Source organism: Bradyrhizobium sp. OAE829 (assembly GCF_040546575.1).
GTDB lineage: Bacteria > Pseudomonadota > Alphaproteobacteria > Rhizobiales > Xanthobacteraceae > Bradyrhizobium.
This window is the reverse complement of the sequence record NZ_JBEPOE010000001.1, coordinates 2,592,808-2,613,599: the sequence shown is the minus strand read 5'-3', so window position 1 is coordinate 2,613,599 and position 20,792 is coordinate 2,592,808. Positions and strand designations below refer to the sequence as shown.

The following is a 20,792-nucleotide window of genomic DNA, read 5'->3' as shown; positions in this document are numbered from 1 at the left end:
GATCCCGACCGTACGTTCTGCCCCGTCTGCGTATTCGCGCGTCGTTAAGCGTACAAATGCGGTGTTCAACCTCACGCAAACAGATCTGCGCCGGCCGGCATGAACTTTTCGTAGGTTCCGCTCTCGTGGTACCACAGCCAGCCCTTATCGATTGCTTGCTGCAATCCAGCCCAGTATTCGAACAGCATCGGGCGGTCGATCTTCTCGATATGGATGCGGCCATCTGAATGGCCTCGACGGTGCTGGCGATCTCAATCAGTTTGCGCGCGGCGGCCTCCGGATCTGCGAATGGGCGGTCGGTGCGGAACTTCATGGTGCTACGAAACCATATGTGCTTCGTGAACGTGGCGGTCGGTTATCGCTATATCGATCGGGGCGCCACAGTAACACCGTGCCTGTCCACTGGTTGATTGCGTCGGCAGCGGCAGGCCAGCGGCATACATGGCGTATTTCCATGCCGTCCAGGCGCGCTCGCGCCGGTACTCGTCGAAGTCGGCTTCCGTGCACCGGGGCAGGTAGTCCTAGACCGCGGACTTCTGCATCCGCCTGAAGCTCAAGAAAACTCCCACAGAGTGGGGCACCTATTCTACTCAGGTCCGTCCCCGAATGTTCTGGTGTGGAAAGTGATTTCAGTCGGGACGTTTTAGGATGTGTTCGCTCTTTTTGGCGCGGTGAACGCCGCCGGTTGCGGCATCGAAAGATACGTTTTCCGCGCTGTAACCGCATAGGTGCCGGCGAAGATCAGAATTGCCGCGACGGCCGTCAAAGCGATGAACTTTTCCATTTTAGGAATGTGCTTTGGATGCGTCGGAGCGACCCGGCGCAAGCAGAATGCGATCGGACCATTCCTCTCAAGACCTTCACACAGTTCGCAAGCCGTTACGCGCCTTCATGCGCTTAAGCGCGGCGGTCAAGTCCGGTCGATCCAGCACCATGACCAGCCGGTGAATAGTACTGGCCGGATGGTGCAGCGCGCCGGGCGCAAAGTGTTCTGCGAGGATGCGCTGGGCTTCCTCCATTGCGTCGACGACAAGGTCGCGATCCGTGCTCATAGAACTCCGCTTCCTGGCCTTAGGTCACTCGTCGTCTGCGTCGAAAGGCGGTCCCCGCGTGTCCACCACCCTGCCATCCTGCGCCAGGGGAACATAGATGCAGGAACGACCGTGGCGATCGGTTACCTTGATTGCTTGCGGCATCGTATCGTCATACTCACCACCATGGTCCATAGTTTCAAACCGCAGGTCCTTGCCATCGAGCGTCGGGTCTTGCGGACGATCTTCGGCTGCCAACCTCTTAAACCGGCCCATGAGCCTCATTGACCACATCTCCAGCCGCAGTTTCCGGAACCGATAAATAGCGATCCCTCCAGTTGGTTCCTGACAGGCCGTATAGCATTTAGGAGACCGGCTCCATGACCCGTTGCATCGCCGGGGGCTGCCGGTTCTTGACCTCGATCCAACTCAGAGACCTGCCGGAGCGGTAGATGCTGTCGCGCCATTTCGAGACCAGCCCCCTCCATCCAGGACTTGCAGGCGTGTCGGAAAGGCGGGAATGCACGGTTCCTAAGGGGGAAGGCATGCAGCCCACCTAGTGGTTGCCAACCCGAATGATACGGATTTTCCTCCGGCGGTCGGGGGGCACCGTTCGGCTGGAGGCTTCGGATTGACACGCTTCGATGAGTGGCTGGATGAAACCGACGCGATGACCCTGAACGGAAGGACAAGAGCCTTCAATAGCCGGATCTCGGCTGCTACAATGCTAGCTTGGTCGCGCCAGTTTGGCCCCTCGGTGGTCGCTGGACGTCGTAGTTACTTAGAAGATTAATTCGGCCCCGCCGTCGCTGTGCAGATGCTGACTGACAGGATCGATCGGAGCGATCATGATCGGGCGCAGGTGTTTCATAACTCTAATTGGAGCCGTCATCGTCGTTCGGCCGCTCCCGACACGCGGGCAGCATGCGTCCACACCGGTCATCGGGTTCCTTAACAACCTGTCGCCAGGCGCGATCGCCCGCCCCGTGACGGCCTTCCATGAAGGCCTGAAGGAAGCCGGCTATATAGAAGGCCGTAACCTTGCAATCGAGTATCGCTGGGCTGAAAGTCACAGCGATCTTCTGACAGAACTGGCTGCCGATCTGGCCCGGCGCCAGGTGGCGGTGATCGTTGCGACCGGCGGTGGCGCCTCGGCGCTCGCCGCCAAGGCTGCGACTACCACCATCCCGATCGTGTTTTCTTCTGCGACGGATCCTCTCGAGCTGGGCCTCGTTGCGAGCCTGAACCAGCCCGGCGGGAACGCCACCGGCGTTCATGTGATGACCAACTCTCTGGAGGCCAAGCGCATGGGATTGCTGCACGAGCTGGTGCCAAATGCCGCGACCTTCGCCGTCCTCGTCAATCGGGGAACCCCCGGCGCCGACAGTCAGTTGAAGGAAGCAGAGACGGCGGCGCATGCCGTCGCGCGAAAGCTTCAGGTCTTAAAGGCAGACAGCGAGCCGGAGCTCGAAAATGCCTTTGCGACGCTGGCTAAGCAAGACACCGAAGCGCTTCTTGTTGCTGCCGATCCATTCTTCAACGCTCACCGCCAGCAGATCGTCGCGCTGGCGGAGCGCTACGCCATTCCCGCGATCTACGAGTTCCGGGAGTTCGCCGCAGCCGGCGGTCTGATGAGCTACGGCATCAGCCTGGCTGAAGCCTACCGGCGGATCGGACTTTACACCGGCAGAATCCTTCAGGGCGCCAAGCCCGCCGACTTACCGGTTATGCAGCCGACCAGATTCGAACTGGTCATCAATCTCAAGGTCGCGAAGGTGCTCGGCATCACCGTCCCGCCCATGCTGCTCGCCCGCGCCGACGAGGTGATCGAGTAAAGGATTCTGGCCATACGATGTCCTGATCAGAGCGTTGGAGAAACGAGATGAGGCGGCGCGAATTTCTCGGTGCGTTAGGGGGTGCCGCAACATTTCCGCTATCCACGCGCGCGCAACAGGGCGAGAGGCTGCGTCGCATCGGCGTGCTCTTCGCTGCAAGCGCAGATGATCCCGAACATCAAGGCCGCATCGCGGTTCTCTCGCAGACGTTAGTCGAGTTGGGTTGGATTGACGGTTACAACGTGCGCATCGACACTCGGTGGGCCACGACCAACGCCGATCTTCGCGGACAAGCGGCCGAATTGGTCTCGCGAGCACCGGATGTCATCGTGGCCGCAACCGGCACGGCAACCGTGGCGCCATTGCTTCAGGCAACCAGCAGGGTGCCTATCATCTTCGTGGTGGTCATTGACCCGGTCGGCTCCGGTTTCGTCACAAGCCTGGCACGACCTGGCGGTAACGCGACCGGGTTTACGATGTTCGAATATGGTATGAGTGGAAAATGGCTGGAACTGCTCAAGGAGATCGCGCCCGGCGTAACTAAAGCCGCGGTCCTTCGGGATCCGGCTGTCGCCTCGGGGATCGGACAGTTCGGGCCTTAGCACCGTCAATGAGGCTGGAGTTAAGCCCAGTCGACGTGCGCGATGCGTCCGAAATTAAACGCGCCGTCACGGCATTCGGACGCTCTGACAATGCCGGGCTGATCGTGACGGCGAGTGCGATGGCGACGCGTCACCGCGACCTAATCATTGCGCTGGCGGCTATACACAGTTTGCCCGCAGTTTACGCATCCCGCTTCTTCGTCACTGCGGGTGGCTTGATGTCTTATGGTCCTCATCTGACCGATCAGTATCGCCGCGCAGCTGGCTACGTCGACGGCATTCTCTAAGGTGAGAGGCCGGCCGACCTGCCGGTTCAGGAACCAACTAAGTTCGAGTTGGCGATCAACCTGAAGACTGCCAAGGCACTCGGTCTGACCGTGCCGCAGACGCTGCTCGCTCGCGCCGACGAGATGATCGATTAACAATCCGATTTGCTGCCCGCCAGGAGTCCGCGTTTGATGTGGTGGACGGCGCCCGCTCCCGGCATCGAAGTGCCATAGGGTGGCTCGCCGGAGACGAATCACATCAGGGGAGCCGTCCACATGCAAATTACCACGGTTGGTTTGGATATCGCCAAGAACGTGTTCCAGGTTCACGGCATTGACGGGGCCGAGAAGGTCATCGTCAGAAAGCAGCTTCGCCGCGGCCAGTGTAGGCCGGCGCCGTATTCCGCGGGCGAAGCGCCTTCCTTGTACAGCATCGGAGCGTTGATCTTCTCGATGTAAATCTTTCCGTCTACCGGCCCGGTCGCGTTGGCAATCTCCAGCAGTTTGCGCGCGGAATTGTCAGGATCGGAATAGGGGCGGTCAGGGCTGAATTTCATGCGTGCTGCGAATCCATATGCGCACCCTAGATGTGACGGTCGGTTACAGCTATGTCGATCGAGGCGCCACAGAAACAGCGTGCCTGTCCACTGGTTCGAAGCCCAGGCCAATTCGCGGTTGGGTCACGCGCCTTTGTACTCTTGGGAGCGCGACCGACAGATCGACAGCGCGCTAGCTTGGGGAGTAGAGGCTGCCGCGGTTTGGCGGCTACGTCCCAAGCCCGACGTAACACCCTCAGTCGATGCATTCTTCGGCACCTGACTGAGGCCATGCGACAGACTCACTATGATCAAGGCCACATACAAAAGAGCCGCCATAGACAGTTTTCATGGGCTTAACCGGGGCGAACGCAATAACTCCGTAACTGCATATGCAGCTTCGATCTCTACTGCTTTTTTTCGACTTGATCGCGCAGACGTCCATGCGGAAGCAATTGCGCCTGCTTGCGCGACGCACCGCTTCCTCGGCGAGGCGCACGTCCAGGCCTGCATTTTGATGAGCGTTTGGCTTGCACTTGTTGCTGAACTTTAGACGCGGCCGACTGCGCGCCGGATTCGAGGCAAAAGTCTTGGCTCCGTGACCAGTTTCATCGCCCTCTACGGCCGTCGACACCCACGGCGGGTAACGCCGTCACCTGACCAATCGCATAACCTTGTTGCCCGTTCAAATATCGCGCGTCATGATCTGGGCTGGTGTATTCAAGTTCAAGGGGAGTGCAAATGGCAAAAGAGCTTGCCTATCACGACGAGGCCGCAGCTGAGTATGATCGCGCGTTTGCGCGTGTGTCGAGCCACTTTCTGCCATTCCTTCTAGGTGCTGCCGGTATTGCGTCTGGCATGAAAGTCCTCGACATCGCGACAGGTACGGGACTGGCTGCGGAAGAATGCCTGCGCGCAGTCGGACCAACTGGGCATGTCGTTGCCGCCGATCTGTCGGAAGCCATGGTCGAACAGGTAAAGCAACGCCTGAGTTCAGCGCCGGGCGGACGTGCAGCGGCCTCCGTCCTTACCGTTCCACACATGACCCTGGTTGTGTGAAAACGCGGCTGCTTTGGTATGATTCTCTCGTGATTCTGCGGGGGAAGCTGATGAGGCGCTTCGTTGAGCAGGCGGACCGTGGGCAGTCGACGCTATTGCCCGAATGCCTCGATGATTTCATCGACGAGAGCAATCCCGTTCGCGTGATCGACGTGTTTGTCGATGCGCTGGATTTGGCTGAGATGAGCTTTGAGGGGGTGGAGCCGGCAGCGACAGGCCGGCCATCGTACCACCCCTCGGTTCTCCTCAAGCTTTACATTTACGGCTATCTGAACCGGGTTCAGTCGAGCCGGCGGCTCGAACGAGAGGCCGGGCGCAATGTCGAGGTCATGTGGCTGCTGGGTCGGCTCGCACCTGATCACAAGACGATCGCGGACTTCCGCAAAGACAACGGCCTGGCGCTGCGCAAGGTATGTGCGCGCTTCGTCGAACTCTGCCGCGAGATGGGTCTGCTGGCGACGGCGAGCGTTGCCATCGATGGCAGCAAGTTCAAGACCGTGAACAATCGCGACAAGAACTTCACGCGGGCGAAGGTGGAGCGGCGGCGTACCCAGCTGGAGGAGAGCGTCGCACGCTATCTGAGCCAACTTGACACGGCCGACCGGCAGGAGCCGACGGAGGCACTGGCCGCGAAGGTAACGAGGCTTACCGAGAAACTGACGAAGCTGAAGGAGGAAATGGGCAAGCTTGCCGTTTACGAGAAGCAGATGCTTGCTTCGCCTGACCAGCAAATCTCACTGACCGATCCCGACAGCCGTTCGATGGCGACGAGCGGGCGCGGCTCCGGCGTCGTCGGCTATAACGTGCAGGTCGCCGTGGATACCGAGCATCATCTGATTGTGACGCATGAGGTCACGAACAGCGGCTCAGATCGGGCCCAACTGGCCAATATGGCCAAGCAGGCCAAGGTTGTTCTCAAGACCGAGACGCTCGAGGCCGTTGCCGATCGCGGCTACTTCAGCAGCGTGGAGATCCTCGCCTGCCACGAGGCCGGCATCACAGTAACTCTGCCCAAGCCGCAGACGTCGGGCGCCAAATCGGATGGGCGCTTCGGCAAGCAGGACTTTGTCTATTTGCCAGAGGAGGACGCCTATCGCTGTCCGGCCGGAGAGCAACTGCCATATCACTTCACTAGCGAGGAAGATGGCAAGCGGATAAGGCGTTACTGGACCAACGCCTGTCAAAATTGTTCGCTCAAGTCCCAGTGCACGACAGGGCCAGAGCGGCGGATTCCACGATGGGAGCATGAGCACCTGCTCGATGCCGTGCAGCAGCGCCTTGATGCGAACCCGCTCGCCATGCGCCAGCGTCGCGAGACGGTCGAGCATCCGTTCGGCACGATGAAGGCCCGCATGGGAGCGACACACTTCGTCACCAAAACGCTTCCAAAAGTAGCCGCCGAGATGGCTCTCTCCGTTCTGGCCTATAATCTGACACGGGTCATCAACATCGTCGGGACCAAGCCGCTGATGGCTGCGATCGTGGCCTGAGACCGAACGGGTCCTGGCTTCTCACCGACTTCCTTGGGAAGGGTGTTTTTACACGACCAAGACCCGAAGCGGAAGTCGGACTTCCAAAACACTCAGGCGCGCCTTTCTGCCCGGTCTAGCCGGAACGGGATGACGACCTATGTGGCTCGAAATCATCGGCGCGCGCAAGGCGGCCACCTGAGGAGGTTGCCCGCCGTGGTGCGTCGCGGGGAAATTAAGCCGCGCGAGCCCTTAGGCCGAAGACATTAAGTCACAGGTATCCCTCGGAGCTGTCATGGCTTCATCGCACCCTGGGCGCTGGTGTAGACCGCATAGAGCGATGACGAGCCGCAGATATAGAGCCGGTTCCGCTGCTGACCGCCGAAGCACAGGTTAGCAACCGTTTCGGGGATGTGGATCTTGCCGAGCAGATCGCCGTCAGGCGTGTAGCAACGCACGCCGTCCTCGTTCGGATCACCCCAACCCACGGAGCACCAAAGGCGACCGGCGGTGTCGCAGCGCAGCCCGTCGGTAATGCTGGGCTTGGGCATGTCCGCAAAGACCTTGCTGTTCGAAAGCTTTCCGGCCCCGAGATCCACGTCGAACACGCGGATATGCGACGGGTTGTCCGGCCCGTCGGTGAAGCCGGTATCGCAGATATAGAGCTTCTTCTCGTCAGGCGAGAAGCAAAGGCCGTTCGGCTCCACGAAGTCATCGACCACCATCTTGATGTCGCCGGATTTCGGATCCGCCCGGTAGACGTTTTTCTTGTCCTGCTCGGGCTCGGCCTTGATGCCCTCGTAATAGCCGCCGATACCGTAGGCCGGGTCGCAGAACCAGATCGAACCGTCGGCCGCGACGACCGCGTCGTTCGGCGAGTTCAATTTCTTGCCGTTGTACTTGTCGGCGATGATCGTGATCGAGCCATCGAGTTCGGTTCGGGTGACGCGCCGGCCGCTGTGTTCGCAAGTGATCAGGCGTCCTTCGCGGTCGATGGTGTTGCCGTTCGAGTTCATCGATGGATGGCGGTACACGCTGACATGACCATCATCCTCCGAGAAGCGCATGATGCGGTTATTGGGAATGTCGCTAAACAGGACATATCGCCCAGCCGGAAAGTACACCGGGCCTTCGGCCCAGCGGAATCCGGTGGCGACGCGCTCGACTGCCATGGTGCCGGCGAAGGCCGGAAAGCCTGACGGCCCGAACGAAACCTTAGGCTTCTTCATCGACTCCAGCCGCGAATCCGGATAGCGGGCGCCGGGAAGCGGGCCAAGCGGCAGCGGTTCGGTTGGTCGGGTTGGGACGCCCGTTTGCCCCAATGGCGTTACGGTCGCCGCAGAGGCCGCTTTAATGGTCACGGCCGCGGCAGCCGCCGTTGTCGCCAAAAATGCGCGTCTATTCATTTGTTACCTCCCTAAAGATGTTCTTCCGAACTCCCACCGCTTGCGTTCTAACTCGGGGATGGACGCTCGGATGCGGGAAATCGTAGCACGAACAGAACTTGCCGAAGAGCCTTTCCGCCGGCGACGTTGACGTACCTCGGCCGAAGATGCCGAACTGCCAACCGACGCCGCGGCGGAATGCTCGCTCGCCTATCGGGTGATGCTCTGCACGATGCGGTCGCGGGCACTCCCGCGCCATGGCCGAAGTGACCGGGACTCAGCTCAAGGTTTCCACGGCTGACCGGCGCTCCACAAAAAAACAACAATCCGGTCCGCCTATTAGCATGAGCGTCGGGAGACATGTCATGGTGCAATGCACAGACGTCGCTGGGGGCAGCATAGGGCAGACTCGCCCCGGCAATGGTATGCGCCGCCGTGCACCGAATGCCACTCGAAAACAATCCTTCGCCCGAACCTCCGCCTGTCTCTTGCTCAGGCGACAAGAGCTGCACCCGCCCCGGCATGACGGCAGCCTCGGCGGACCGTGCAATCTATCCCGAACGCCCCAGAATCCTCGGCCCCAGAACAACCCTTCACCCAAGAGTTATTGACACACGACCACTGCAAGGGTCGCGACAACAATTCGGCCCAAAAACAAATCAGCACAGGGAGGTTACAGATGGCTTTTTATGAGCGATATCTCGGCCGCTGCTTCATGCTGGCGGTGGCTGCCCTGGTCACCGTCTCACCGACGCGCGCCCAGAACGCTGCAGCGCTGAATGCCGAAGCGGCCATGAACGATTGGCCGACCTATCACGGCACGTACAAGTCCTATCATTACAGCGGCCTCGACCAGATCAACGCCGGCAACGTCAAGAATCTCGAAGTCGCCTGGATGCATTTTCCGGAACGCGCCACCCGCGGCCTGCAATCGACGCCGCTCGCGCTTGACGGCGTGCTGTATTATTCGGGCTCCTACAGCCGTGTTTACGCGCTGGACGGCGCGACCGGCAAGACGATCTGGGCCTATGCGCCGGAGCTCGACGAGGAGCTGGTCGCCAAGCAGACGCACTCGCCCTACAACCGCGGCATCGCCATCGGAGGCGGCAATCTCTATGTCGGCACCGTCGACGGGCGCCTGATCGCGCTCGATCTGAAGACCGGCAAATCGGTGTGGGACACCAAGCTGCTGGATTCCAAGAAGGTGACCGTCGGCTTCACCGGCGCGCCGCTGGTGGTCAAGGACATGGTGATCATCGGTGCGCAGGGCGGCGAATGGACCGGTCGCGGACCGATCTTCGGCGTGGACGGCAAGACCGGCCAGAAGAAATGGGAATTCTTCACGGTAGCCGGGACCGAAGAGGCGATGAAGACCTGGGGCGGCGAGTCCTGGCGGACCGGTGGCGGCGGCGGCTGGATGCCCGGAACCTATGACCCGGAAACCAATTCGGTGTGGTGGGGCACCGCCAACCCGGCGCCGCTCTACGACTGGTCGGGCGCGGACTGGAAGAAGAGCGGACCGCGGCCGGGCGACAATCTCTACACGACATCGGTCATCGCGCTCGATCCCGATACCGGCAAGCTCAAATTCTACCATCAGGAGCTGCCGCACGATGCCTGGGACTTCGACTCTTCCGTCGGCGAGTTCGTCATGATCGAGCGCGGCGGCAAGAAGCTCGTCGTGCACGCCAACAAGAGCGGATACGTCTTCGTGTACGATCGTTCCAACGCCAAGGTCGAGAACGTCTGGGCGCTGGTAAAGAACATCAACTTCGTCAAGGGCATCGATCCGAAGACCGGTGAACTGATCGGTCGCCGCGACCTCGTCGAAGGCAAGGTGGACCCGCCATTGTGCCCGGCCATCGCCGGCGGCATCAGCTGGAACTCCGGCGCCTACAGCCCCAAGAACGGGCTGTTCTACCGGATCGGGCAGGAGTGGTGCATGGAGATGAGCGTCGAGAAGACCACGCCGATCATGGAGCCGATGGCCCAGCTCAACATCGGCGCCACGTTCAAGATCGTGGCGCCGCCGGACGGACCGGCCCGTGGCCATCTCAGCGCCCGTGATCCCGTCACCGGCGCCAAGAAGTGGGAGGTCGCCTACAAGCAGCCCCCGCTCGCCAGCGTTCTGGCCACCGCGGGCAATCTGGTATTCGTGCCGGACGCCGAAGGCATCGTGCACGCCTACAATGCCGACACCGGCGAGGAGCTCTGGTCGCGCAACAACGGCATGGGGCACAATGCCGGCATCATCAGCTACATGGCCGGCGGCAAGCAGTACGTCGCGGTACCGGCGGGCTGGGGCAGCCTGGTGGCCGATGAGTTCGTCGCGCTCTATGGCGAGCCCTTCAAGAGCATGTCGAAGAATACCGGCGCTATGATCGTCTACACGCTCAGACAATGAAGGTGGCGCGGGCGGCAGGGATCACTCCCTGCCGCCCTGGCCGGTCAAGACCTTGCCGCTCTCGCGATCAATGCGTTGTCGCTCTTGCGATCAATACATTGTCGCTCTTGCGATCAATACGGATGCTGGAATGCGAATACCGTTGCTAGTTGTTTCGGCCATCGTCTGGCCATTTCTGTCGACCGCCGCGTTTACCCAACAGGCTGCAAATCCGCTGCCGCAAGCCGAAGCCTCGCCTGATGACATCGAGGGCGGGAAAATGTTCGCCACCACCTGCGGCTTCTGTCACCAGGAGGGCGGCCGCCATGCGGGCAGGGGTCCGAAGCTGTCGAAGTCCGAGCGCAGCGACGAATACCTCATCGAGCGCATCAAGAAGGGCAAGGTCGGCGCCATGCCCGCCTATGGTTCGGTGTTCAGTGACGGCCAGATCATCGCGATCCTGGCCTACATTCGAGGGCTTGATGACTAAAGCGGCGTGGAAACCGCGATATCGCCTCTCGCGATGCGCGGCAGGTCTCGCGTTGCTGATGCTCTGGAACGCACCGGCGGATGCCCGCTCGCTGGAAGCCGTCATCGAGCGCGGTGCGTTGACGCTCTGCGCCAGCCCCAACGCGCTGCCGTTTGCCAGCAAGTCCGGACCTGTCCCGGGATTTCAGATCGAACTCGGCGAAAAAATTGCACAGCAACTCGGAGTCAAGCTGACGCGGGAGTGGGTGATCAGCGCGATCCAGTATCGCCGCGCCGACTGCGACCTCGTGCTCGACGTGATCGCCCGCAAGGATACGGAGCCCGCCGGCGGTGTGCGGACGTCGCGGCCTTACCATCGCAGCGGCGTCGTGCTCGCGGTGCGCGGCGATTCACAGGCCTCCTCGCTGGCCGGTCTCGGTTCCGACCAGCGGGTCGGGGTACCGGTCGGCTCGGTGGTCTCGATGACGCTCGCCAAGGGCGGCGCCGCCACGTCTCCGTTCGCCTTCGAGGACGATATCGTAGCAGCGCTCGCCAATCGCGAGATCGAGGCCGCCGCCGTCACGCCGATGACGGTCGGCTGGTTCAACCTGCAGCACGCCGACAAGCCGTTGCGCCTGATTCCGGCGTTCGGCGACGATCAGGATCTGAACTGGAATATTGCCGCCGGGCTGCTTCGCCCCGACGACCAGCTGCGCGCGCGTGTCGATGCGGCGATCGAGGCCCTGCTGGCCGATGGCACCATCGCGCGGATCTATGCGCGCTACGGCATCGAGCTGCGGCCTCCGCAGTGAGGCATCCCATTTCAGTGTCGAATAGCAAATCATCACTTCCGTGGGGCAACTTTAACCAGCGAGACGAGAGGTTGCCTCATTCCTGCGCGGCTCCCTTGATCGGCATCACCTTCTTGGGGCCGAGCCATTGGTCGATCCGATCGGCCCAATGTTGCATCAGCTTCGTCCGCGAGCCGATTAGCGCGAACGGTCCGTGCTTCTTGTGGAGACCTTCTACAGTAGAGTTATCGAGATGCGCGAGCTGTAGCTCGACGACATCGCCATCCCGTCCTTGGCGTCCTTGATCTCTTCGTGGTGAGACAGAGTCGAGAACGTGGTCCGGAATCCGTGGGCACAATGATCAGTCTTGGCGTCAATGCCAAGCAGCCGCCTGGACGCTTGATGTCCTGCCTGCACAGCTTGCCGAAGCGATCCTTGACGTAGCCGACGCGGAGCTCAAGCACCTCGATGGTCTTGGGGTCGTGCACCGCGACGATCCTGCCGCGTTTGACTTTCTCCACCTTCTGGGATCGGATGACGAACACCGATGTACGGGGAAGTGCATTTTTTCAAGGCGAGCACTTCGCGGGCGGTTGCGGACGCTTTAGAACGAGCTTGAACAGCCGTGTCGGTCCCCTGGCCGACAACAGCCTAGTGCCATAACTATTTGAGTTTGCATAGGGTTTCATGTTTGATTGCAGGCTATACCAGCAGGAATACAGCAAACTGATGTGCGGTATCGGCTTGGAAAATAAATCGCAGGCCCCGGCGGCCAGCCTCGCACCATGTCATTTTCGACTTCATCATCGCTCGACCGGAATCGAACCATGTTCGAAATCCGAGCGGGAGCGACTTATCGAGGGGGGCTGCTGGCTACCACATCAGTGAGCCCCATGATGCCGACCAGACGATTAGCCGGCCGATTGGTTGCCAGACGCGACACCGGCTCCGAACGCGCGGATATTGATCGGCTGGACGTTGGATGACGATAGTGTGCCGGATGCACTCAGGAAAGCGGTGCTGGAACTCGCTGGCGGCGGCGACAGGCCTATAGTCGAGAAGGGCTGCTCCCGTGCGGAACGGCGTCCGTAGGTGTCTGACACCCGAATCAAGGCAGGCGGCTTCGAAGTCGGCTATCTGGCTAGTAGAATATTCGACGACCCGTTCTCAAATCGCGGTACCATGCGATCTTTGACGAAAGCCGCTTCTTCGGTTTCTCCTCTTTCACGATTGGCGTTCTGTCCTCGCTACCGTCTGTATAGACCTTCAGCAGGCTGCGGCCCTCTTCATTTTCGATGATCTCGACTTTTCGAATCCGCTTGGCCATGTCCAAGGAACGTGAGAATTCCGCCATGGTTCCTCGGCCGGGCGTACCATCCAACGGTGTCGGGAGAAAGCCGGGCAGAGCGGACTCGCTGAGTCGAAATGCTACTGCAGGTTGGCCAACCACCAACGCGCGATTGCCATTGTGAGATCGTCCCACTGTTTCGTCGGGAGATCGGGTACCGCGATGCGGACACTGTAATCTTCCGTCAACACGTCCCGGAACCATTCCACGGCTGCAAAATCAAAGCCGAAGCTTCCAGCGTGCCGGATCGGAAAGCCTGCTCGTCCGAGATCCTCGGCCATCCTTGCAGCTGCCGACCTCGCAACCGCTTCATTCAGCGGCTGCCTGCTGCTCAGGGTTACGTAGAGACCATGAGCGAAATGGAGTTCACGAACCGGAGCCTTCAGAGCAGACCTGAAATATCGATTGGTGCGGCGCGAGTTGCGCAAGATTGTCGCGACCCTCCTGCTCGTCAATGACCGGTAGGAATCGGCTCCAATATAGGGTGGAAAATGTGCCGGAAGAGCAGCTCCGCCGAACAGACGGATTGCGTTCCTTGTCTCGGAAAGCAAATCGTTGAGTTTGGGATCTGGCGCTGCAACGCCGCTTGCAGGATGTACGAAGGAAGCGGAGCCCAATCGACCATACTCCGCCCCCAGCGAGTCTAGTTTGTTGTGACTGCGCACCATCACTGTGAAGATGTTCCATTGACGAGCCCAGCGTAGAACGCGCCGAATCCGGCCCGAGCTACCCGCAAAACAGGTCGTATCGAAAACAAGAAGATCCAATGATCGTCCTGCGCTACGAAGCGTCGCTTCGAATGCGCCGTCGGGGGCGCAAAAATCCAGCAAGAGAATCCGGCGGATGCCAGCCCCGGCGGGTTTATTATCCAGCCCGCCCTTAACCACGACCTTCCGAAGGTGGCCGGCATAGCGGTCGATCAATTCAAGGCTCTCGCCGTAGGTGCTAGGTAAAATCAAAACGTCTGCTCGGCCCAAAACATGTGCCGACGCCAACAAGAGGCCCGAGATCGCGGCCATCCCCGACCCGGTGTAGACGGTGTCCCAGGTGAACTCGCCGCTAAAGTCGTAGAAGGATGGGCCTTCCACCTCCAGATCCGCACGTTGGTAGTCGTATTTGAAATGGAATGGCCCAAATCGGCCACGGTCAAGCGAGGACCAGGCTGTTTCCGTTGCCGTCCAAGCTTCGAGCTCGTGTTCTGCCCTGATCGAAGCTGTGAACTGAAATTTGCTGCCGATCACTTCGCCGATCGATCGTGGGCGGATTAGTGACAAAGGCCTTCGCAGGCAGCTGTTTAATAGCTTGAGCTCCTCATACTTCCTGTCGAGATATGCCTCGGTCGACTCCGCCCACGCACCCATATTTTTTTACCATGCACTGGTGTCGAAATTTGAAACGCTTGGGAAAGGCTGCGGGTCCATCCGTATCTGTAATTTCGGGCCGGAAGGGCAGCCCCAACCGGATGCCCAAAATGCCGTCGCATCTCGCAGAAGCAGTCGTGATAGGTTCCCGGAGTAGACCAACGATTCCGCCAGATGCGCTCAGTCCGCGAGCGCATCCCAATTCCGCTCCTGCGGCCCGACTGGCGTTAGTTCGGGGGAGACGACGAGCGTTCAATGAGCACCGCATTTGCCTGCATCCCCGTCCTATGGAGCTTCAGCAGGCCTTGGGCAAGTTGCCGAAGGTGGGATCCCAGCTCTCGGGCTTTATTCTCGATGGGCCGTTTCGTGACTTGATGGGCGTTTGCGGCGGCACGAAAAAGAGGTGAATTGAGAATCTTACGGGAAAAATCCATCGATAAGCCCCAGGAATTCGAGGATGACTAACGCAAGACGGAAAGCCGGTTCCTATGAGAGAGCCCTCGGAAGAGGCTCTTCGGTCGCGCCGTTTACTGCCCGCGGATCAAATCGGTCCTTCATATCCTTTATTGGCTTGTCGTCTATTGGCTTGTCGTCCAGCCGCTCGCGAGAACCTGGGCAGGCGGATTTGTCAGGAGTCTGTGTTTTTCTTGCCCCGACATGTACGGGGACGGTAGGCCTCGAGCCGTAACAGGAACCTGCGTCCCGCAACGGCGTTCCAGCCTAAAGGAGGAGCGCATGCTGTCAGACGAGCAGATCGCCATTATTTCGGATATCGGCCAGTCAATCGCTTTTGCCGATGATAAGCAGGGACAGGTCGACGATCTCATCATCGAAGGTTATGTCGTGAAGAACGGTGACCTTTACGAGCTTACCCCCAAAGGAGAGAAGGTGTTAACCGACCAAGCCGCGACAGTCGCAGAAAAAGCCCACGAGTAGGGGCCCAGCCTAGCCTCATTCCGTTTCGGGCTGTGTGGTCTTGTCGGCCCTCAGGTCAGGGCCGCCATCAGCACAACGGGCTCGGCTCCGAGATGACGGTCCACTTGTCCAGCCGGGCCGACTTTCCTTCTCCATCCACTCCTGTGGAGTCCCTTGCGTTGCTGGCTACCATCGCCATGGATTTGGCTTGCTGGAAAACGCCAGTTGTTGGACTGACTCGTTCGACTGCCGGGCACTCTGATCGATTGGGAGCCCTGCGGCGTGTCCAGTGTGCGATCCGAAGTCGCGGCGGGCTTGTCAGTCGCCGCTCACATTGCTCCCGCAAGATCAGGCGGGAACAGACGATAGCGTGCTGCTAGCGTTTTCAGTTGCCCGTACGTAGTGCCTCGGGAACCTGCCTCGACGCCGTGTCGATTGGTGTCCCCGAACGTGCGGGGCGTGCCGAAAGCTGCCGGTCCGACGCTACGTGTCTTTGTATTATCTTCTGGTAGACCCGGACATAATCGGCCGCCATGCGGGCAGAAGAGAAGCGGTCCTCGAACCGGGAACGGATGATCCTGCGGTCGAGCGTCAGCAAATTGGGAATGGCACTAACGGCTTGGTCAACGTCAGCTACGATGCATCCCGTCACCCCATCCTCGATAATCTCCGGGACCGATCCGCAGCGAAATGCGAGCACCGGCGTGCCGCATGCCATGGCCTCGATCATGACCAGCCCGAACGGCTCGGGCCAGTCGATCGGAAATAGCAGTCCGGCCGCCTGGCCGAGAAACTCGCTCTTGGCGTTCTCGTTGATCTCGCCGATGAACTCAATTCCCGGTCCCTTTAGCATCGGCGCAATGACGTCACGGAAGTAGACTTCGTCCGCCTTATCGACCTTTGCCGCGATTTTGAGCTGAAGACCGGCTTGCTGCGCAATTGCAATCGCGCGGTCGGGCCGTTTCTCTGGGGAGATGCGGCCGAGGAAGGCAAGATAGCCGCCTCTCGCATCGAAGTTCGGCGCCAGGAGATCGACCGGCAGTCCATGATGGACGGTTGCGACAAAGCTTGCCCCCGGCAGCGGACCCCGCTGCGCATTTGAAATCGAAACCAACGGCATGTTGGAGAACCGGCTGTAGAACGGCATGTGGTCGGCCAGGTCCTGCCTGCCGTGCAGGGTAGTCAAGGCCCTGCCGCGCTCGGAACGGAAGAGCGGGAAATGCAGGTAATCGATGTGGAAGTGCAGGACATCAAAACCGCCGGCGCGCTCGGCCACCTTGTCGAGCATGACCATATGGTGGGGCAGGCCATCGCGAACGCTCGGATCCAGCCGCAGCGCGCGCGGGATGCAAGGCACCAGTTCGGCGGAGGTGATGGAATCGCCGCTCGCGAACAGGGTCACCTGATGCCCCTGCCGGACAAGTTCCTCGGTCAGGTATGAAACGACCCGCTCCGTTCCGCCGTAGAGCCGAGGCGGAACACTCTCGAATAGCGGAGCTATCTGCGCAATCCTCATTCCGTCTCTCCCTCATCCCCTGGGCCGTTCACCAACCGGCACGAGCGCTCCATCGAGCTGGACGCTCAGTGCGTTTCTGATCTTTTGCAGCGCACGAACTTCAATCTGCCGAATCCGTTCACGCGACACGCCGAAGGTGGGGCCAAGTTCGTCCAATGTCCTCGGCTGCTCCGCCAAGAAGCGTGCTTCGATGATGTGACGCTCGCGGGCAGTGAGGGCCGCCAGTGCGTCCGCAAGCGCGGACCGGACCCTTTCGCGATCGACTGCTTCGGACAACAGAGTTTCGGGGTCTGGCGACGGATCAACCAGGCAATCCTGCATTTGCTCCGAGCCATCCTGCTGGGTAAGCGGCAGGTTGAGCGAAATGTCGCCCCGGATCCTGCCGTTCATCTCGACGACTTCGCGGGGAAGGACGTGCAGCTGTCCGGCGATGTAATCGACCTGTTCCGGCGACAAGTCGGCTTCCTCACTTGCCGAGATCTGCGTCTTGAGTTTCCGTAGCTTGAAAAACAACTTCTTCTGGGCCGCCGTGGTGCCGATTTTTACCAAGGACCAGGACTTTAGCACGTACTCGTGAAGGGTAGCCTTGATCCACCACATTGCATAGGTGGCGAGTCGGACGCCTTTTTCCGGTTTGAACCGCTTGACCGCCACCATCAGACCAACATTTGCTTCCGAGATCAGGTCGGCAATGGGGAGGCCGTAGCCGCGATATCGAAGAGCGAGCTTTGCAGCCAATCGAAGATGACTGGTCACCAGACGATAGGCCGCTTCGCGATCGCCGTCCTCTCGCCAACGGCGCGCGTACATCGCCTCGTCGGCCGGATTCAGCAGCGGAAACTTGCGAATGGCGGCGAGGTAGCGGGAGAGCCCGCCTTCCGAGTGAAGCGGGGGAAGATTCGATACGATTGAAAGGGTGCTCATCCAATTCCTCCACGGAGCAAAGTTGGGGTTCGAGCTACCGGCCATGCGCTTGGGCCCAGAAACGGCTCCCAAGTGGCGCATGCCGCCGGCGTCGACAAAATGTCGTGGCGCCCAAAATGTTCCTTCGAAAATTCGAAAGAACGTAGCGGGTTTCGGCGGGACGGGTTATGCGGCTTGTGTTGTGGCTGGCGGGGCATTCCCTGGCTGAAGCTTTGCGCCTGAGCGCCAGCGGCGAAGGTTCGACCATCAGCCTGCCAGGCAGGCACGGTGATTGCCTGTTCGGATCAAATATTCCTTGCGGCGGTGGATTTTAAAGAAGCAGCGCGCGGTCAAGAGGTACGAAAGGCCTGGAGACGGCGCGCTTGCTCGGGTCATCGGTTTCAATCGGGTCAAATCTCGGTCCCTCGACAAATCCTGGGCGGGTCAGCCGCATGCTTGATGGCTTTGCACGATACTGAAAACGTAATGCGCGCGCCGACAGGGGGCCTTGCAACCAAGCCGAGCGCTTCTAGTTCTTTTAATGTCACAAGTGTGATGCAGGCTGCCGTCAGGGTCTGACTGATCTAGGGTCGAGGGTGAAAGGAGCTATCTGAGGAGCTGTAGCCATGAACACCGTCTGGAAAAAAAGGATTGCTGATGTGATAAGTCTTGTGATTGGCCTGGGCCTGTTCCTTTCGCCTTGCCCCGCGGGCTTCTCCGCCGAAAGCCCGATGAACTGGAACGCCTGGCTAAGTGGCATCATGATCGCCGCGCTTGGGGTAGCAGCGCTGGCAGTGTTTGCGGAGTGGCAGGAGTGGCTAACTCTCGCCGCTGGTGTTTGGGTCGCGGTGTCGCCTTGGGTGCTGCAATTCTCGTCTAACCCAACCGTCACACCGCTCCACGTCATCGCCGGAATCCTGGTGGCGGCTGTCGCCGCTGTCCGGCTTTGGTATATGCAACAGAGCAGTCCCCGCGTGACAGTCTGATGCCTGAAGGGAGACTCTGCCGGCCTCCCTTTGTTGGCCGCGAATGCTGCGCGCTCTCTTCTCCGCCCATCGCGCGATACGCACGTCATGCTCTCTGATTTTACGATAACCGCCTTTGCAACTCTATTTGTAGCGATCGGACCGATCGATACGGCAATCGTGTTCGGTGGCCTGACGGCGGGTGTTCACCGGCCTGAGCGGTTTCGGTTGGCGTGGCAGGCCGTGCTGATCGCCGGAAGTGTCCTGTTGGGTTTTGCACTCTTCGGCAACCGGCTGTTAGGCGCACTACGGGTTTCGCTGGACGCCTTTCGAGTTGCAGGTGGCATCTTGCTGTTGTTGCAGGCAATCCAGATGATCTTCGCCCATCCCTCGGGCCTGTCCTCGCTCACTGCACTTGAACGGCGCGAGGCATTGGAGCCTGGCGACATCGCGATTTTCCCCCTGGCGTTTCCAGTCATCGCCGGACCGGCAGGCCTCACGGCGGTCGTCCTACTGATGGGCCAAGCCGGCGGTGATCCGGTCGCCTCGACGATAGTATTGGCAGCTATGCTGCTTTGCCTTTTGCTGACGTACTGCGGGATGATCTTCACCGACGTCTTGCACCGGGTGCTTAAGGCTACAGGTTCCAACGTGCTGGCCAGGCTTGCCGGCGTCATTCTGGCCACCCTTGCTGTCCAATTCATATTTGACGGTATCAGAGGCGCTCGGCTTGTAGCAGGTGCCTGAATAACCACGGACTGTCTGCCGAGTGTTTTTCATGCGGTGCGGGACCCGAATTGCAAGGCGTGTCGCTACAGCGCCCCTCGTTGTCTGATGAAATGCAGCTCTTCTCATTTATCGCTCTGGTCCAACAAGAATGAGACCGTGCATTCTATTCCATCAGAATCAAACGTTCGCTCGAATCGACCGCGCAACATATGTGGTATCGATTTCTCAAGAAATTCAGAACCAAAACCCCGCCGAGCCGGCTGGTGCCCGATCGGGCTCGCTCGCTCCCGCCAGTGGAGTTGAAACTCTTTTTCATGGCCTCGATCATGAGCATCCCACGATATATCAATACGACCGTTCTCCACGGACAGCGCGCCGTGCTTAACGGCGTTTGTCGCAAGTTCGTGTATTGCCATCGACAACACCTCGGCCTGTTTTGCCGGGATCAAGATATTGGGACCGCGCTGCTGAAGGTTCTCGCCCTCGACAGCGCCATGCACCGACAGCTCCTGCGAAAGAATCTCCCGGATATCAATCGTGCTGGTGTGGGTTCGGCTCAATAAAGCATGGGTGCGCGCAATCGCAGCCAATCGGTCCTCAAACGCCTTTGCAAACTCGTCAAGGTTCTGGCTCTTGGCGCGCGTCCTCCGCGCAATGGCTTGGATAGTCGCCAGCATGTTATTGATGCGATGCTGAAGCTCGTGACCGAGCATTTCCTGCCTGAGCGCCCGCTCCGCCAATTCCCGCTGGATCCTCACTCGGTCGATAGCGGAAGCCAACAGATTGGCGTAGTTCTGAAGGAAATCGATATCATCCTGCTCGAATTTGCGGAGCCGACGCGAGTCAACCTCCAGCACACCGAATGGGCCGCTCTCGCCGCGAATAACAACATTAACGGTGCTCCTGACGCTATGCTCGATCAGGAGCTCGGGAATTTCGAACCGGACTTCCCTTTCGGTATCTTCGGTGATCACCGGCTGGTTCGTGTGCAAGGCATAGCCAGCCGGCGAGCCCTCATGCGCAGGTATTTCGGCGTGGCCTACCACGCCGGGGTTCCAGTTCACCCCGGCGCGGACAAGCAAATTCTCGCCGCCCGGGACAAGCTCCAGCACTTTCACCAGCTCAACATCGATGGCGTCGGAGACAAGCCGAGTTGCCTCTTGTAGAAGACCGTCGATGTCATCGCTGCGCAAAGCTTGCTTGCCGAACTCGGACAATGTGGAGACTTGT

The 20,792-nt window shown here is 59.9% G+C and carries 20 protein-coding genes and 2 pseudogenes; 13 read left to right on the top strand and 9 right to left on the bottom strand.

Going from position 1 to position 20,792, the window contains the following annotated elements:
* Positions 1-643: 643 nt before the first annotated feature.
* The 3 genes from ABIE49_RS12705 to ABIE49_RS12695 all read right to left on the bottom strand — a co-directional run bounded on the left by ABIE49_RS12705 (position 644) and on the right by ABIE49_RS12695 (position 1,316).
* Positions 644-784 (bottom strand): hypothetical protein, encoded by a 141-nt coding sequence (locus ABIE49_RS12705; RefSeq protein ID WP_192740742.1) that lies wholly within the window; start codon positions 782-784, stop codon positions 644-646.
* A gap of 76 nt (positions 785-860) precedes the next feature.
* The gene (locus ABIE49_RS12700) at positions 861-1,052 is read right to left on the bottom strand and encodes a hypothetical protein (protein ID WP_192740741.1); all 192 of its coding nucleotides are present in this window, start codon (positions 1,050-1,052) and stop codon (positions 861-863) included.
* A 24-nt stretch (positions 1,053-1,076) separates the two neighbouring features.
* Positions 1,077-1,316, bottom strand: coding sequence for a hypothetical protein (locus tag ABIE49_RS12695; RefSeq protein WP_192740740.1), 240 nt, complete (start codon positions 1,314-1,316; stop codon positions 1,077-1,079).
* 563 nt (positions 1,317-1,879) lie between these two features.
* Between ABIE49_RS12695 and ABIE49_RS12690 the strand changes: the two genes are divergently transcribed.
* The 7 genes and pseudogenes from ABIE49_RS12690 (at position 1,880) to ABIE49_RS12660 (ending at position 6,819) form a co-directional block, all read left to right on the top strand.
* Entirely contained in the window at positions 1,880-2,866 is a 987-nt protein-coding gene (locus ABIE49_RS12690; protein WP_192740739.1) for an ABC transporter substrate-binding protein, read from the top strand.
* A 47-nt stretch (positions 2,867-2,913) separates the two neighbouring features.
* On the top strand, positions 2,914-3,468 hold the full coding sequence (locus tag ABIE49_RS12685) for an ABC transporter substrate binding protein (protein ID WP_192740738.1): 555 nt from the start codon (positions 2,914-2,916) through the stop codon (positions 3,466-3,468).
* Between the two features lie 8 nt (positions 3,469-3,476).
* On the top strand, positions 3,477-3,755 hold the full coding sequence (locus tag ABIE49_RS12680; protein WP_192740737.1) for a type 1 periplasmic-binding domain-containing protein: 279 nt from the start codon (positions 3,477-3,479) through the stop codon (positions 3,753-3,755).
* Between the two features lie 12 nt (positions 3,756-3,767).
* Positions 3,768-3,890 (top strand): annotated as a pseudogene (locus ABIE49_RS12675) (ABC transporter substrate-binding protein); the annotation flags it as partial.
* A gap of 120 nt (positions 3,891-4,010) precedes the next feature.
* Positions 4,011-4,118: pseudogene (locus ABIE49_RS12670) on the top strand (IS110 family transposase); the annotation flags it as partial.
* Positions 4,119-5,011: 893 nt separating this feature from the next.
* Complete coding sequence (locus ABIE49_RS12665) at positions 5,012-5,329, top strand: methyltransferase domain-containing protein (protein ID WP_192740735.1); 318 nt, start codon at positions 5,012-5,014, stop codon at positions 5,327-5,329.
* 50 nt (positions 5,330-5,379) lie between these two features.
* Positions 5,380-6,819, top strand: coding sequence for an IS1182 family transposase (locus ABIE49_RS12660; RefSeq protein ID WP_354067472.1), 1,440 nt, complete (start codon positions 5,380-5,382; stop codon positions 6,817-6,819).
* Between the two features lie 272 nt (positions 6,820-7,091).
* Here the strand turns inward: ABIE49_RS12660 and ABIE49_RS12655 are convergent, their stop codons facing one another.
* A complete protein-coding gene (locus tag ABIE49_RS12655) occupies positions 7,092-8,027 on the bottom strand; it encodes an SMP-30/gluconolactonase/LRE family protein (RefSeq protein ID WP_502915993.1) in 936 nt (311 codons plus the stop codon).
* 835 nt (positions 8,028-8,862) lie between these two features.
* Between ABIE49_RS12655 and ABIE49_RS12650 the strand changes: the two genes are divergently transcribed.
* The 3 genes from ABIE49_RS12650 to ABIE49_RS12640 all read left to right on the top strand — a co-directional run bounded on the left by ABIE49_RS12650 (position 8,863) and on the right by ABIE49_RS12640 (position 11,846).
* Positions 8,863-10,587, top strand: coding sequence for a pyrroloquinoline quinone-dependent dehydrogenase (locus ABIE49_RS12650; protein ID WP_354066796.1), 1,725 nt, complete (start codon positions 8,863-8,865; stop codon positions 10,585-10,587).
* A 130-nt stretch (positions 10,588-10,717) separates the two neighbouring features.
* The gene (locus ABIE49_RS12645; protein WP_192740822.1) at positions 10,718-11,056 is read left to right on the top strand and encodes a c-type cytochrome; all 339 of its coding nucleotides are present in this window, start codon (positions 10,718-10,720) and stop codon (positions 11,054-11,056) included.
* On the top strand, positions 11,049-11,846 hold the full coding sequence (locus ABIE49_RS12640) for a substrate-binding periplasmic protein (protein ID WP_354066795.1): 798 nt from the start codon (positions 11,049-11,051) through the stop codon (positions 11,844-11,846). The genes ABIE49_RS12645 and ABIE49_RS12640 overlap by 8 nt, the downstream gene beginning before the upstream one ends.
* 1,120 nt (positions 11,847-12,966) lie before the next feature.
* On the opposite strand, the gene ABIE49_RS12635 is transcribed toward ABIE49_RS12640, so the two are convergent.
* Complete coding sequence (locus tag ABIE49_RS12635) at positions 12,967-13,179, bottom strand: hypothetical protein (protein ID WP_192740821.1); 213 nt, start codon at positions 13,177-13,179, stop codon at positions 12,967-12,969.
* A gap of 74 nt (positions 13,180-13,253) precedes the next feature.
* Positions 13,254-14,534: a hypothetical protein gene (locus ABIE49_RS12630; protein ID WP_192740820.1), complete on the bottom strand. Its 1,281-nt coding sequence runs from the start codon at positions 14,532-14,534 to the stop codon at positions 13,254-13,256.
* 735 nt (positions 14,535-15,269) lie between these two features.
* On the opposite strand from ABIE49_RS12630, the gene ABIE49_RS12625 reads away from it, so the two are divergent.
* Positions 15,270-15,470, top strand: coding sequence for a hypothetical protein (locus ABIE49_RS12625; RefSeq protein ID WP_192740819.1), 201 nt, complete (start codon positions 15,270-15,272; stop codon positions 15,468-15,470).
* A gap of 364 nt (positions 15,471-15,834) precedes the next feature.
* Here ABIE49_RS12625 and ABIE49_RS12620 read toward each other — a convergent pair whose 3' ends face one another.
* Both ABIE49_RS12620 and rpoH read right to left on the bottom strand, forming a co-directional pair.
* A complete protein-coding gene (locus ABIE49_RS12620; protein ID WP_192740818.1) occupies positions 15,835-16,965 on the bottom strand; it encodes a glycosyltransferase family 4 protein in 1,131 nt (376 codons plus the stop codon).
* Positions 16,966-16,977: 12 nt separating this feature from the next.
* A complete protein-coding gene (rpoH, locus tag ABIE49_RS12615) occupies positions 16,978-17,889 on the bottom strand; it encodes an RNA polymerase sigma factor RpoH (protein ID WP_192740817.1) in 912 nt (303 codons plus the stop codon).
* Positions 17,890-18,494: 605 nt separating this feature from the next.
* Between rpoH and ABIE49_RS12610 the strand changes: the two genes are divergently transcribed.
* Positions 18,495-18,854, top strand: coding sequence for an SPW repeat protein (locus tag ABIE49_RS12610; RefSeq protein WP_192740816.1), 360 nt, complete (start codon positions 18,495-18,497; stop codon positions 18,852-18,854).
* A gap of 87 nt (positions 18,855-18,941) precedes the next feature.
* Positions 18,942-19,580 (top strand): MarC family protein, encoded by a 639-nt coding sequence (locus ABIE49_RS12605; protein ID WP_192740815.1) that lies wholly within the window; start codon positions 18,942-18,944, stop codon positions 19,578-19,580.
* 104 nt (positions 19,581-19,684) lie between these two features.
* Here ABIE49_RS12605 and ABIE49_RS12600 read toward each other — a convergent pair whose 3' ends face one another.
* On the bottom strand, positions 19,685-20,779 hold the full coding sequence (locus ABIE49_RS12600) for a sensor histidine kinase (protein ID WP_192740814.1): 1,095 nt from the start codon (positions 20,777-20,779) through the stop codon (positions 19,685-19,687).
* Between the last annotated feature and the right edge of the window lie 13 nt (positions 20,780-20,792).

Bases quoted from the DNA above. Each gene is read 5' to 3' on its own strand.
- ABIE49_RS12705 (WP_192740742.1), bottom strand. From the start codon at position 784: ATGGAAAAGTTCATCGCTTTGACGGCCGTCGCGGCAATTCTGATCTTC.
- ABIE49_RS12700 (WP_192740741.1), bottom strand. From the start codon at position 1,052: ATGAGCACGGATCGCGACCTTGTCGTCGACGCAATGGAGGAAGCCCAG.
- ABIE49_RS12695 (WP_192740740.1), bottom strand. From the start codon at position 1,316: ATGAGGCTCATGGGCCGGTTTAAGAGGTTGGCAGCCGAAGATCGTCCG.
- ABIE49_RS12690 (WP_192740739.1), top strand. From the start codon at position 1,880: ATGATCGGGCGCAGGTGTTTCATAACTCTAATTGGAGCCGTCATCGTC.
- ABIE49_RS12685 (WP_192740738.1), top strand. From the start codon at position 2,914: ATGAGGCGGCGCGAATTTCTCGGTGCGTTAGGGGGTGCCGCAACATTT.
- ABIE49_RS12680 (WP_192740737.1), top strand. From the start codon at position 3,477: ATGAGGCTGGAGTTAAGCCCAGTCGACGTGCGCGATGCGTCCGAAATT.
- ABIE49_RS12665 (WP_192740735.1), top strand. From the start codon at position 5,012: ATGGCAAAAGAGCTTGCCTATCACGACGAGGCCGCAGCTGAGTATGAT.
- ABIE49_RS12660 (WP_354067472.1), top strand. From the start codon at position 5,380: ATGAGGCGCTTCGTTGAGCAGGCGGACCGTGGGCAGTCGACGCTATTG.
- ABIE49_RS12655 (WP_502915993.1), bottom strand. From the start codon at position 8,027: ATGAAGAAGCCTAAGGTTTCGTTCGGGCCGTCAGGCTTTCCGGCCTTC.
- ABIE49_RS12650 (WP_354066796.1), top strand. From the start codon at position 8,863: ATGGCTTTTTATGAGCGATATCTCGGCCGCTGCTTCATGCTGGCGGTG.
- ABIE49_RS12645 (WP_192740822.1), top strand. From the start codon at position 10,718: ATGCGAATACCGTTGCTAGTTGTTTCGGCCATCGTCTGGCCATTTCTG.
- ABIE49_RS12640 (WP_354066795.1), top strand. From the start codon at position 11,049: ATGACTAAAGCGGCGTGGAAACCGCGATATCGCCTCTCGCGATGCGCG.
- ABIE49_RS12635 (WP_192740821.1), bottom strand. From the start codon at position 13,179: ATGGCGGAATTCTCACGTTCCTTGGACATGGCCAAGCGGATTCGAAAA.
- ABIE49_RS12630 (WP_192740820.1), bottom strand. From the start codon at position 14,534: ATGGGTGCGTGGGCGGAGTCGACCGAGGCATATCTCGACAGGAAGTAT.
- ABIE49_RS12625 (WP_192740819.1), top strand. From the start codon at position 15,270: ATGCTGTCAGACGAGCAGATCGCCATTATTTCGGATATCGGCCAGTCA.
- ABIE49_RS12620 (WP_192740818.1), bottom strand. From the start codon at position 16,965: ATGAGGATTGCGCAGATAGCTCCGCTATTCGAGAGTGTTCCGCCTCGG.
- rpoH (WP_192740817.1), bottom strand. From the start codon at position 17,889: ATGAGCACCCTTTCAATCGTATCGAATCTTCCCCCGCTTCACTCGGAA.
- ABIE49_RS12610 (WP_192740816.1), top strand. From the start codon at position 18,495: ATGAACACCGTCTGGAAAAAAAGGATTGCTGATGTGATAAGTCTTGTG.
- ABIE49_RS12605 (WP_192740815.1), top strand. From the start codon at position 18,942: ATGCTCTCTGATTTTACGATAACCGCCTTTGCAACTCTATTTGTAGCG.